Here is a 12,325-nt window from a genome sequence, read left to right as displayed (position 1 = left end):
GGTAAGATGGATTTAGAAAAAGAGGTAAAAAGACAGTTAGAAATTATTAAACGCGGTGCAGCTGAAATCATAGATGAAGAAGAATTAAAGGAAAAAATAAAGGATAGCCTGCAAAAAAATAAACCTTTAAAGATTAAGGCAGGATTTGATCCAACAGCACCCGATTTGCATTTAGGCCATACGGTTTTAATCCAAAAACTCAAACAGTTTCAGGATTTAGGCCATGAGGTTTATTTTTTAATCGGTGATTTTACAGGCATGATTGGTGATCCAACAGGTAAAAGCGAAACAAGAAAAGCTTTGACAAAGGAAGAAGTAGAAAAAAACGCTCAAACATACAAAGAGCAGATTTTTAAAATCCTTGATGAGAAAAAAACAAAGGTAGTCTATAACTCAAGCTGGTGTGAGAAACTTTCAGCTGTTGATCTAATAAAACTTGCATCCACAATGACCGTTGCTCGTATGCTTGAAAGGGATGATTTTGCCAAACGGTTTGCAGCTAATAAACCGATTTCTATACATGAGTTTTTATACCCTCTGCTTCAGGGCTATGATTCAGTGGCATTGGAAGCTGATGTTGAGCTTGGAGGCACCGATCAGAAGTTTAACCTGCTTGTAGGCAGACATCTACAAAAACTTGTCGGTCAAAGGCCTCAAACAGTGCTTATGATGCCTATCTTGGAGGGACTTGACGGTGTTCAAAAGATGAGCAAATCGCTGGGTAACTATGTGGGTATAACAGAAAAACCAAACGATATGTATGGTAAAATCATGTCGATTTCTGATGAGCTGATGTGGCGATACTATGAGCTTTTAAGCGACAGAAGCATAGAGGAGATCAAAAAAATTAAACAGGATGTTGAAGATGGCAAACTCCATCCCAAAAAAGCCAAGCAACTGCTTGCTTTTGAGATAACGGCTCGATTTCACTCAAAAGAGGCAGCCGATTTAGCTCAGCGCTATTTTGAAGAGGTCTTTTCAAAGCGCGATATACCAGAAAATCTACAGACCATCAACTACAAATTGGAAGATGAAAATATCTGGATATGCAGACTCCTTAAGGATATAAGCTTTACGAAAAGCACATCTGAGGCTAAAAGATTGATAAAATCAAACGCTGTTTCCATAGACAAAAAGAAAATCAACGATGAAAATCTTAAATTAGAAAAAGGCAGCTATATCATAAAAGTTGGCAAGAAAAAGATTGCAAAAGTGGAGATTGAGTAGATGTTGATTGCGGTTGATATAGGCAATACCAATATCGTAATTGGAGTATTTCTAAATGATAGATTTTTGAACTTTAGGCTCAGCACAAACAAAAAACTCACACAGGATGAATACTGCATAAACTTTTACAACCTCTTCAATCTATACGGCTTAAACAAAAAGGTTGAAGGAGCAATCATCTCATCTGTAGTGCCCCAGATAACACCACTTGTTAAAAACGCCATAAAGATCGTTTTTGATATTGAACCGCTTGAGGTTGGACCGGGTATAAAGACTGGAATGCCTATTTTATACCACAACCCTCAGGAGGTTGGAGCAGATAGAATTGTCAATGCCGTTGGCGCTTATGAGGAGTTCAAAGACGCCTTGATTGTTATAGACTCAGGAACTGCCATAACATTTGATGTGATAAGCAAAAAAGGTGAATATATCGGTGGGGCAATAGCTCCGGGTATCAATATTTCAGCTGATGCCTTAGCTGAAAAAACAGCCAAACTACCCCGCGTTCCTATAGAAAAACCGCAGACTGTTATAGGTAGAACAACACTTAGAAGTATTCAATCGGGTTTGTTTTACGGATACCTATCAATGATTGAGGGGATGATTAAAAGAATCAAAAAGGAGATGCAAACAAACTGCACCGTTGTTATAACAGGTGGTGAGAGCGCACTTTTTTATAGACACCTATCAGAGATAAACCACTTCAGGCCATACCTTACGCTGTTTGGACTAAAGGTTATTTATGAAAAAAATGTATAAAATCGGTGTTGTAGGTGCTGGAAGCTGGGGAACAACCATAGCCGATTTATTAGCAGAAAACAACGATGTTAAGCTATTTGTAAGAAACAGAAAACTGTTAGAACAATTAAAGAAAACAGGCATAAACAATATCTATTTGAAAGATATACAACTAAACAAAAACCTTAACTACACAAATAATATAGACAAGCTATTCAAAGAAAGCGAAATTATTGTAATAGCAATTCCAACAAAATTTATAAGGTCGGTATTAACAGGCAAAATCCTGAATAAAAGCAGTTATGTTATATCGCTTTCAAAAGGCATCGAAACCAAAACATTCAAAAGACCCTCCCAAATCATATCAGAAACCTTAAGAATAGAAAATGAAAGAATCGCTGTTTTAAGCGGACCCAATTTTGCAGTAGAGGTTGCAAAGAAACTACCAACCGCAACTGTTGTTGCATCGGTTAATTTAGAGCTTGCAGAATTTTTTCAAAAACTCTTTTTCAGAAATTACTTCAGGGTGTATACATCTTCAGATGTTGTGGGTGTTGAGTTCTGTGGGGCTTTAAAAAATATAATGGCGATCGCAAGCGGTGTTAGTGATGGCCTGGGTCTGGGTTTTAATGCAAGGGCGAGTCTGATTACAAGGGCTTTGGTTGAAATGAAACGATTGGGATTGGCATTTGGATCAGATGAGCAAACATTCAACGGACTTGCAGGTATAGGAGATTTAATCTTAACATGCACGGGCAGCTTAAGCAGAAATAGACAGGTGGGTTTAAGGATTGCAAAAGGTGAAAAATTAGACGATATACTGAATAGCATGCAAATGGTGCCAGAGGGTGTATCAACTGTATTGGCAGTTAAAGAGTTCAGTAAAAAACACAATATAGAAATGCCTATCTGTAGTGAGGTTTATGAGGTTTTATTTGAAAACAAAAATCCATTAAATGCCATATCAGCACTGATGAGTAGACCAAAAAAACAAGAAAATTATTTACTTTAAAGCAATTTTATGTTAACTAATTAATAAAAAAGGAGTCAGATATGGCAAAGGAAAAAGAAGAAGCAAAAGAAAACGAAGGCGGCAAAAAGAAATCAAAAGGTAAGCTGCTGATTATAATCGTTGCGGTTGTTGTACTTATAGTGGCAGGTGTTGCTGTAAAGATGTTTGTATTGGGCGGTAAAAAAACGGAAGAAGCCAAACCAAAAGAAAAACAGGTTGAGCATCAAAAACAGGAAGAACCACCGCCCCAACCTCAGCCTGAATATGGCGGGGGTGAATATGTTAATGAAGCAAATCTAACACCTGTTGTTGTTGGGCCGCTAATTGTAAACCTTGCTGATGTGGGCGGTGATAGATATTTAAAAATAAAACTTGTGCTTCTTGAGGCCGTAGCCAAAAAGGAGGAAAAAAAAGAAGAAGGCGAAGAAAACAAAACCGGTATAAATCTCCAGGATGCTGTTATAAAAGATACAATAATAACCGTCCTTTCATCGAAAACATCCGACGATCTACTGTCTATTTCTGGCAAAGAAGAATTGAAAAATGAGCTAATGACTGCAATCAATAGGGCACTGCATAGGCCTGTAGTAAGAAAAATATACTTTTTGACATTTATAATACAATGAAAAAAGCTGAAGAGATAAAAAAAGAATTTGAAAAATACTACGATATTCCTCTAAAGCTAATTTTTGATCTGGCAACAGCAAAAGTAACAATCAGAGACCTTTTAAACTGGAAAGAAGGGGATGTAGTTGAAACAAACAAAATGGCAGGTGAGTATATAAACATCGATATAGAGAATAAACCTCTGGGAACAGGCGAGGTTATCGTTCTGGACAACAAATTTGCCATAAGAATTACAAATATCTATTCAAAAGATGACCTGATGGAACTCAATGTAAAATGAAAAAACTCTTTTTTGTTTTATTTCTCTTTTTCCCCTGCGATGCCTTTGCTGAGGGTGTTGGCTATTTTAGCTATACGCTTAAAGCCTTAGGCAGTCTGATACTTGTTTTGGGTGTTATAGTTGTTTTTTTCTATCTTTTAAAAAAAATCTCTTCACCATCAAAACTTTCATCGGGTAGATTAAGGCTAAAGGGGAGGCTTTATCTGGATAACAAACATTCACTTGCCATTGTTGAGATAGATAAAAAAGAGCTACTTATAGGCATAGCAGATAACATAACCCTTTTAAAAGAGCTTGATAATGAAGAAAACGATTAGTTTTGCAATTATATTTACAGCAATTCTTATTCCTTCAATTGTTTTTTCGCAAAATGTTGTAGCACCTTCTCTTAACATAACGCTTCCTGCGACCAATAATCCAACAACCATAGCAACATCGATAAAGCTTTTGGTAATTTTAACGGTTCTTGCACTTGCACCTTCAATTCTTATAATGATGACATCCTTTACACGGATTATTATCGTGCTTGCCATACTTAGGCAGGCGCTTGGCACACAGCAGATGCCGCCAAATCAGATTCTTATAGGTATTGCCCTTTTTTTAACATTTTTTATCATGACTCCACAGATAAACGCCATCTATTACAACGCATACCTACCGCTTGAAAAAAATCAAATCACGCTTCAGGAGGCTTATTACAGAGCCACAACACCGCTAAAAACATTTATGCTCAAACAAACAAGGCAGAAGGATATTGCTCTGTTTTTGCGTATAGCCCACAAAAAGAATCCAAAAAATCCACAATCCTTATCGATGGGGATATTAATACCTGCTTTTTTAGTCAGTGAGCTAAAAACGGCTTTTGAGATAGGCTTTTTAATCTATATACCGTTTTTAATTATCGATATGGTGGTTTCAAGTATTTTGATGAGTATGGGAATGATGATGCTACCACCTATTATGATTTCTCTACCGTTTAAATTATTAATATTTGTGCTTGCAGATGGCTGGAATCTTGTCGTTATGTCTCTCTTTAAAAGCTTTATGAGGTGAAAAATGGATATAGCAACCGTTGTTAGTATTGGAAAAAACGCCATGCAGGTTACTATGCTGCTTTCGATGCCCCTGTTGATTGTAAGTCTAATAGCTGGATTATTAGTAAGTATCTTTCAGGCTGTGACGCAGATTCAGGAGATGACCCTTACATTCATTCCAAAAATAATAGCAACGGCAGTGGCATTGATATTCCTTGCACCGTGGATGGCTAAACTAATGGTTAATTATATGATTCAACTATATTCATCTATACCAAATTTTATTAGATGAATGAGCTTATTGTTTACTCTGCCACCTTTTACCATAGCTTTTTGATATTTCTGTTTGTTTTGTTGAGGGTGTCAGCCGTTATTGTCTTTGCACCGGTGTTTTCATCATCATCCATACCAGCCCAACTAAAAGCCCTTTTTTGTGTGGTTCTTTCGTTTGCCCTATATCCTGTTGCAAAACCTTTTATCCACATAGAAAACTTAAGCGCATTGTATCTTGGACTTGCCGCAGTAAAAGAGGTGGTTTTTGCAGCCTTGCTTTCTTTGTGTATCCATTTTATCTTTAGCGGTATAGAGATTGGTGCACAGCTTGTAGGATTCAATATGGGATTTTCGATTGCCAATGTTGTAAGCCCTGAGGAGAATATTCAGATTTCAGTACTTTCTGAGTTTGAAAGCATCTTTGCTATTTTGGTTTTTTTAGCAATAAATGGACATTACGAATACATAAAAGCCATAGCATACAGCTTCAAAACCATACCCGTAGGAGGATTTTTTCTCAATCAATCTCTATTTGAAATACTCAACAGGATGATCGATACAATGTTTGCAGTGGCATTTACTGTGCTTGCCCCTGCAATAATAGCTTTGTTTATTACTCAGGTGGTGTTTGGCCTAATTGCAAGAACAATGCCGCAGATAAACATAATGATAGTGGCCTTTCCATTGAGTATAGCAATAGGTTTTGTGGTGTTGGGTGCTACATTTACATTTGCAGCCGAATCGCTAATTAACTACTACCATCAGGCAATTCAATATCTTTATGCAATAATAAAGGTGGGTTAAATGCCAGATCAGGATAAAACCGAGCCTGCGACCCCCAAACGGCGACAGGAAGCAAGAGAAGAGGGTAAAGTAGCTAAATCTGTAGAGCTAAACACTGCATTCCTGCTACTTATTTCTATTATCTTCTTCTACTTTTTTGCTAAAACAATGACTGAAACTATAGAAAATATGTTTGAGTATTACATAAACATGTCAGCGTGGTTTGACATCAAACTATCAAGTCTTGGAATTCTTTTAAAAACAATAAATGAATTTATACTAAAGCTTGTTTTACCATTCTTTATTTTAATCACAGCGGCTGCCTTCTTAATCAATGTCGTTCAGGTGGGTTTTATGATAACCCCGAAGGCACTTGAGATTAAATTTGACAAAATCAATCCAGTAAACGGGCTTAAAAATCTATTTTCCTTAAAATCATTTGGGGAACTTGTTAAGTCACTTCTAAAGGCTATCGTAATGGGTTATATCTTGTGGATCTTTATAAAACACAATTTACCTATATGGCTAAATCTAACCAAAACACAGCCAAATACTGTCTTTGTTAATCTTGCAAAGGATACATTCTCAATTGTATCTTATATTTTAATCTTTATAATCTTTATGGCGATTTTGGATTATCTATTTCAGAAATACACATTTGAAAAAAGCATAATGATGACAAAGCAGGAAGTAAAAGATGAATACAAACAGATGGAGGGTGACCCAAAGGTAAAGCAAAAAATAAGAAGCATGCAGATGGAGATTGCAAGACGCAGGATGATGGAGGATGTAAAAAAAGCCACTGTGGTCGTAACTAACCCGACCCACTATGCCGTAGCCCTTCAATACAAACAAAATGAGATGAACGCCCCTAAGGTAGTTGCAAAAGGCATAAATCTCATAGCTGAAAAAATCAAAGAAGTGGCCAAAGAAAACGATATACCCATAGTAGAAAGACCGCAACTTGCAAGGGAACTTTACCAAAAGGTTAAAATAGGCAGTGAAATCCCTCCCGAACTCTATCAAGCAGTAGCAGAAATTCTAAGCTACATCTACAGGCTTAAAAATTCCGCAAATTTTTAAAGTTTAACAGCTTTCATCCGATAATAGATACGAAAGGAGGAAGGCTATGAATGTAGGTAACATCACCGTTTTGGGATTGGGAAGCGGAATGGACCTTCAGGGTCTTGTAGATAAACTGGTAAAAGCCGATAGCCAGCCTCTACTACTTGCTCAAGCTCAAAAGGTTCAATATCAGGATTACTACCAAACCTTTAATAAATTAGAATCGGGACTAATGACCCTAATGAGCGATGCAAATAAAATGATTACAGATTTCTCCACTCAGACTGCCACAGTAAGCGATGACTCCAAAGCCGAAGTCTCCATAAGTTCCAATCCTGTTAACGGTATGCATAATATAACCGTAAACCAACTTGCAAGAGGTCAAACATGGATATCTAATTCTGATATAAGCTCAAAAACCGACACAATAGCCTCAGGATACGGGGAGTTTACATATAAAATCGGCGATAAGGAATACACCATCAACCTTGACAACAATATTTTAAGCTCAACACCTACAACGGCTGAGCAGTTTGTTAATGCGATTAATAGTAATGGTAGTGGCCTTCAGGCAAGCCTTATATACGATGGAACAGGTTATAAAATCATTCTTAAAACACCTGAAGGTACAAACAACAACTTAACAATCGTAAAAAACGACACAACATTAACATTTGGAGATGGCAACGGAAATACAACCCCCGCTGAAGATTCTCAAGATGCTACATTAACAATTGATGGCGTAGATATTACCTCACACACAAACACATTAAACGATTATATCCCCGGCTTATCAATAAAGCTTAAAGATACAGGCTCATTTAGCGTGTTTATATCGACTGACTATTCAAAGCTTGCTGAAGATATGCAAACCATCGTAAAAGATTACAACGATGTTATAGACTACATCAAAAAGAACAATAACTACAACGATCAGACAAATGTAGCCGACGCTTTCTTTTGCAATAGCACAATCGAAAATCTTCAAAATAGATTGAGTAATCTGTTTGTGTCCAATTACAACACCTCTTCAAACAACAACTACCACACACTATCCGATATCGGTTTGAGCTTTGATAAGGATGGCACACTTGAGTTTGACTCATCTAAGTTTTTAAGCGCTTTACAAGATGATTTTAAAGATGTTAAAAAGATGCTTGTTGAAAGCTCAACTGGAGCCAATGATGGCTTCTTAACCAAACTGCACGATATGATTTTTAATATGACTTCCTCAAATGGCTCTATAGAGCTTCAAAAAAACTATATAAACAGCAGAATAGACAGCTTAGATAGCCAGATCAAGCTAATGCAAAAAAGCCTTGATCAGGAAAGGGTAATGCTAACATTAACATTCTCTCAAATGGATGAGTATATAGGGATTTTAAAGAATCAGAGCGATTATATGACAAAAATGTTTGATAGTATGAATAAAAAGTAAGGAGGCGTAAAAATGTCTTCCGGAATTAATAAAATTGCAAATGAGGTTGCGGTTAAGAGTATAACACAAAACCAACAAACCAACAAACAAATCAACTCACCTAAGGATATATCAAAAATCTCTATCAATGAGAGTTACACAAAAAATTCAACTCAATCAAAACAGCTCAAGCCCCACGAGATCAAAAAAATCATTGAAAAGCTCAATGAAAATGTTGGCAAACTGACACAGGATGTTAAATTCACCTATTCAGACACGATCAAGTCGCTGGTAGTAAAAGTTATAGACGCAAAAACAGGGCAGGTTATAAGGGAAATTCCACCAAAAGAGGTTATAAACTTGCAGAAAAAACTCTCAGAGGTTGTAGGAATAATATTTGATAGTAAGGAGGTAGAACGATGACAGCTACAGAGGCATATAATACTTATAAAAACATGATGATCAACACGACGGTTGATAAGCTACAGATCGTGGCGATGCTTTATGAAGGCGCTTTAAGATTCGCAAAAAATACTGTTGAGGCTGCAAAACAAAACGATGAGGAGAAATTTATAGACAATATAAACAGGGTATTGGGTATTCTGCTTGCCCTAAGGGATTCTCTTGATCCAAACGCCGATAAAGAAACAGTAGATTATTTAACAGCGCTTTACAACTACCTTATCCAAAAAAGCATAGAAGCGATTGAGGATTATTCAGAAGAAAACTTTTCAACAGTAGTAAGATACCTCCATAAAATGCATGAGATCTGGACAACTCAGGTTATGAACAAGGAATAATCACCCCGCTTTAAAATTACTGATAAAGGCATTCTTCTCCTCCAAAGAGGAGTAGGATGCTAACCCTTTAAAAAAGTTATTTAATTGATTTGTAATGATCTTTGAAGAAGGCACAGAGGATAGCATATCGTTTAATTTATTTATAAAGTTATTAAACAGATTCTGGTTTTTATCTAAAGATAGAATTGAATTTGTCTCGTTAATAAATTTATCTGCGAAACCGTATTTAGAAACACCATTAAAATCATTAAGCCATAAACCTAAATCGTAGCTGTTGTTTTTGATGGTATTTGCAGTCTTAAAAAAGTTCTCAAACAGCTCGGGTTTTTGTTTTAGATTATCTATCGCATTAATAGTTTCGGCCGTTTTAAGTGGTGAGTCGTTTGAGTTTGCTAAAGTTAAAATAACCTCTCTTGCCCCTTTTAAAGCCTCACCGGATGCATTGTTCTCAGAAAGCGTATTGTAGATATCGTTGAGCTTTTTGCCAAAATTAGAAATTGTGGCATAATTTTCAGATAGCTTCTGCAGTGTCTCAACAACATCGTTGCCATTTTTGTTGGATTTTCCAAAAAGTGTATTAACCACATATTGATTGATGTAATTTTGATATCTATCATCGATCTTCAATGCCATTTTATCACCCCCTTTCTTCTTATAAAATGAACAAAAATCACCAAAAAGTCAACAGTAAAATTACCTTTGTCAATACAAAATAAAAATGTCCCCTTTTTTGCAAAATAAAAATGTCCCCATTACTATTATTCCTTCCATTCTATTTCTCTTTCTCTTTTTGTTCAAAAGAAGAAGAAATAAAAGAATGATTTAAAGAAATTTTGCAAATAGAAGAGGTTTCTTTTTTGTTTACCTCTTCTATTTGCAATTCTCTGTCTTTGTAAAACACTCTTATTGGTCCATAAATGGATTCTTTTATTAAAACCTTTTGTTTTCTTCTTACTGAAAATACATCTTTTATCTGAAAGAGCCTGCCTTTGTATCTTATTGTATAGTCGTTGTTTATGTTCCTTTGGCTTTCAAGTGCAAACTCCCACTCATAATCAAAATCCTTGTCTAACTTCTTAAAAAGGGATATGTTTGATTTGGGTTGTTTTGCAAACTGTTTATTGAAGAGAGGTATATACTCCTTCAAGAAGCAGTTTGCTTCTTCTTTTGTTTTTATCCCTTTTAATCTCATCTCTTTTATAAGCCTATCCTGTAGTGTCTTAAAAAGCCTTTCAATTCTTCCTTTTGCTTGGGGAGAGTAGGCATGTATAAGCTCAACACCAACCCTTTTTAGTATTCTTTCTACCTGTGTAGCAGGTCTTTTGTTTTTTAGCTCCTCCTGGATTGTTGGTTTCCTTGTTGTTTTGTAGGTTGAATGTCTATCTGTATAGATAGATTTAGGCAATCCATTTATCTTTACAAACTCTAAGAAGGAATCCAGAAATGAGTATACACCCTCATAATCGTAGAATTTTGCAAATATCTCACCTGTTGCATCATCTATATAACCCATAAGTGTAAATTTATCCTTGCATCTATCCTCAAGCCATCTATGGGTAGAACCGTCCACCTGAATAAGTTCTCCTGCATGTCTTTTTCTTTCTCTAAATACATGAACAGATTTTGAATTTCTCCTTGCTTTTCTGCTTTTATATACTCCGTATTCTTTCAAAATTGTTCTGATTGTCTCTCTGCTTAATGTGATGTTGTGAATAAGAAAAAGCTTTTCTTTAAAAAGAGATATTGAAAAATCTGAATAATTCTCCTTATAAAGAGAAGCTATTTTATCCCTCAGATAATCATCAATTCTTTTTGGTGATCTTCTGCCTCTTGATCTGTGAATCAACCCTCTTTCTTCTTCCTGTCTAAACCTCTTCAATATCCTTTTTGAATGTCTGTAGCTAATCCTTAGAATCTCACTTGCCTCTTTCAGTGTAATAGAACCCTTTAAAACCATACCCATATAGGTTGCTCTTTCCAATTCCTTCCTGCTCATAAGATAATGTTCCTCCATAAAACCTCCTTACCTGAATGATACCAGGAAAGGAGAGGATTATTAAAAAAAGAGAATAATAATTAATCCTCCCATCAAAGATGGGAGGGGACATTATTATTCTGCATAAAGAGGACATTATCACTTTGCGGTGACACATTAAAATTACCTTGAAAAAGAGCGGCAAATAAGTAATATTTTCCAGATGAGCTTAAGAGAAACAATAGGAAAAAAGAAGCTGTTGAGTGTTGAGTATAACCCACCAAAGGGTGCATCAAATCCAAACTTAGAAAAACTCAAAGAGGTAAGTCAATTTATAGATTTTATAAATATAACAGACTGTCCAATGGCAAGCATCAGGCTTAATGTAATAACCGCATCTTATCTTGTAAGGCAACACCTGCAAAAAGAAGTTGTGTTTAACCTGACCTGCAGGGACAGAAACAGACTTGCTATTACATCGGATCTTCTTGGTGCAAATGCCCTTGGTCTTGAGAATGTTCTTGCCATCAACGGTGACCCGATCTTTTATAAACCTGAAGAAAATGTTTATAAATTTAACACATACGGACTGCTTTCTTTAATTGATAACCTAAATAAAGGCGTTGATTTTTGCGGAAATCAGTTAAAATCAAAAACAAACTTTTTTTGTGGAGTGGCAAGCAATATTCCAACCAAACTATCGCTTAAAGGCATTAGAAACAGGCTAAAACGCAAGCATGAGCATTCTGCTAAATTCGTTATAACCCAGCCAATATACAGCATTGAATCGCTTGAGCTGTTTTTAGAGGCAATAGATGGCATTAATATGTTTAAAATTATAGGCATATTTCCACCTCCAAGTTTGAAGGTAGCGGTTTATCTGCATAAAAATGTTAAAGGTATAACAATTCCAGAAAACTACCTGAAACGCCTACAGGATGCAAATAATGAAAAGGAGCAAACAAAAAAACTCAGCCTTGAGTTGATTGAAAAAATTACTACAAAGGGGTATCTCAAACTAATAGACGGCATACATTTAATGAGGTTTGATCAAGAACTATTGCAAAATGTTTATCAACTAATAAGGGGGTAAT

The 12,325-nt window shown here is 35.9% G+C and carries 16 protein-coding genes; 14 read left to right on the top strand and 2 right to left on the bottom strand.

Going from position 1 to position 12,325, the window contains the following annotated elements; all coding sequences use genetic code 11:
* Positions 1 to 6: 6 nt before the first annotated feature.
* Genes tyrS through fliS form a run of 13 tightly spaced genes read left to right on the top strand, consistent with a single transcriptional unit; the run spans position 7 to position 9,256 of the window.
* The gene (tyrS, locus tag EK17_RS04725) at positions 7 to 1,227 is read left to right on the top strand and encodes a tyrosine--tRNA ligase (RefSeq protein ID WP_035587967.1); all 1,221 of its coding nucleotides are present in this window, start codon (positions 7 to 9) and stop codon (positions 1,225 to 1,227) included.
* A complete protein-coding gene (locus tag EK17_RS04720; protein ID WP_035587964.1) occupies positions 1,228 to 1,986 on the top strand; it encodes a type III pantothenate kinase in 759 nt (252 codons plus the stop codon).
* On the top strand, positions 1,970 to 2,977 hold the full coding sequence (locus EK17_RS04715) for an NAD(P)H-dependent glycerol-3-phosphate dehydrogenase (protein ID WP_051904432.1): 1,008 nt from the start codon (positions 1,970 to 1,972) through the stop codon (positions 2,975 to 2,977). Before EK17_RS04720 ends, EK17_RS04715 begins: the two co-directional genes overlap by 17 nt.
* Before the next feature lie 41 nt (positions 2,978 to 3,018).
* On the top strand, positions 3,019 to 3,603 hold the full coding sequence (locus EK17_RS04710) for a flagellar basal body-associated FliL family protein (protein WP_035587960.1): 585 nt from the start codon (positions 3,019 to 3,021) through the stop codon (positions 3,601 to 3,603).
* Positions 3,600 to 3,884, top strand: a complete 285-nt coding sequence (locus EK17_RS04705) for a FliM/FliN family flagellar motor switch protein (RefSeq protein ID WP_035587957.1) — start codon at positions 3,600 to 3,602, stop codon at positions 3,882 to 3,884. Before EK17_RS04710 ends, EK17_RS04705 begins: the two co-directional genes overlap by 4 nt.
* Positions 3,881 to 4,201 carry a flagellar biosynthetic protein FliO gene (gene fliO, locus EK17_RS04700; protein WP_051904431.1) on the top strand — a complete coding sequence of 107 codons (321 nt, stop codon included), beginning with the start codon at positions 3,881 to 3,883 and terminating at the stop codon, positions 4,199 to 4,201. The genes EK17_RS04705 and fliO overlap by 4 nt, the downstream gene beginning before the upstream one ends.
* The gene (gene fliP, locus EK17_RS04695) at positions 4,185 to 4,937 is read left to right on the top strand and encodes a flagellar type III secretion system pore protein FliP (protein WP_084675083.1); all 753 of its coding nucleotides are present in this window, start codon (positions 4,185 to 4,187) and stop codon (positions 4,935 to 4,937) included. The genes fliO and fliP overlap by 17 nt, the downstream gene beginning before the upstream one ends.
* A gap of 3 nt (positions 4,938 to 4,940) precedes the next feature.
* On the top strand, positions 4,941 to 5,210 hold the full coding sequence (gene fliQ, locus EK17_RS04690) for a flagellar biosynthesis protein FliQ (protein ID WP_035587954.1): 270 nt from the start codon (positions 4,941 to 4,943) through the stop codon (positions 5,208 to 5,210).
* Positions 5,207 to 5,995, top strand: coding sequence for a flagellar biosynthetic protein FliR (gene fliR / locus EK17_RS04685; protein ID WP_035587952.1), 789 nt, complete (start codon positions 5,207 to 5,209; stop codon positions 5,993 to 5,995). Before fliQ ends, fliR begins: the two co-directional genes overlap by 4 nt.
* Positions 5,996 to 7,057, top strand: coding sequence for a flagellar biosynthesis protein FlhB (flhB, locus tag EK17_RS04680; protein WP_035587948.1), 1,062 nt, complete (start codon positions 5,996 to 5,998; stop codon positions 7,055 to 7,057).
* Between the two features lie 46 nt (positions 7,058 to 7,103).
* On the top strand, positions 7,104 to 8,477 hold the full coding sequence (gene fliD, locus EK17_RS04675; protein WP_035587944.1) for a flagellar filament capping protein FliD: 1,374 nt from the start codon (positions 7,104 to 7,106) through the stop codon (positions 8,475 to 8,477).
* Between the two features lie 12 nt (positions 8,478 to 8,489).
* Entirely contained in the window at positions 8,490 to 8,879 is a 390-nt protein-coding gene (locus EK17_RS04670; RefSeq protein ID WP_051904430.1) for a flagellar protein FlaG, read from the top strand.
* Entirely contained in the window at positions 8,876 to 9,256 is a 381-nt protein-coding gene (gene fliS, locus EK17_RS04665) for a flagellar export chaperone FliS (RefSeq protein WP_035587942.1), read from the top strand. The genes EK17_RS04670 and fliS overlap by 4 nt, the downstream gene beginning before the upstream one ends.
* Here fliS and EK17_RS04660 read toward each other — a convergent pair whose 3' ends face one another.
* A complete protein-coding gene (locus tag EK17_RS04660) occupies positions 9,257 to 9,889 on the bottom strand; it encodes a hypothetical protein (protein WP_035587939.1) in 633 nt (210 codons plus the stop codon).
* Between the two features lie 139 nt (positions 9,890 to 10,028).
* Complete coding sequence (locus EK17_RS04655) at positions 10,029 to 11,270, bottom strand: ISNCY family transposase (protein WP_051904429.1); 1,242 nt, start codon at positions 11,268 to 11,270, stop codon at positions 10,029 to 10,031.
* Between the two features lie 184 nt (positions 11,271 to 11,454).
* Here EK17_RS04655 and EK17_RS04650 point away from each other — a divergent pair, with 184 nt between their 5' ends.
* Positions 11,455 to 12,324 (top strand): methylenetetrahydrofolate reductase, encoded by an 870-nt coding sequence (locus EK17_RS04650; protein ID WP_035587936.1) that lies wholly within the window; start codon positions 11,455 to 11,457, stop codon positions 12,322 to 12,324.
* Position 12,325 lies beyond the last annotated feature (1 nt).

Origin of the sequence: Hippea jasoniae (genome assembly GCF_000744435.1) — a bacterium.
Lineage (GTDB): Bacteria > Campylobacterota_A > Desulfurellia > Desulfurellales > Hippeaceae > Hippea > Hippea jasoniae.
This window is presented reverse-complemented; position numbering and strand designations above follow the sequence as displayed.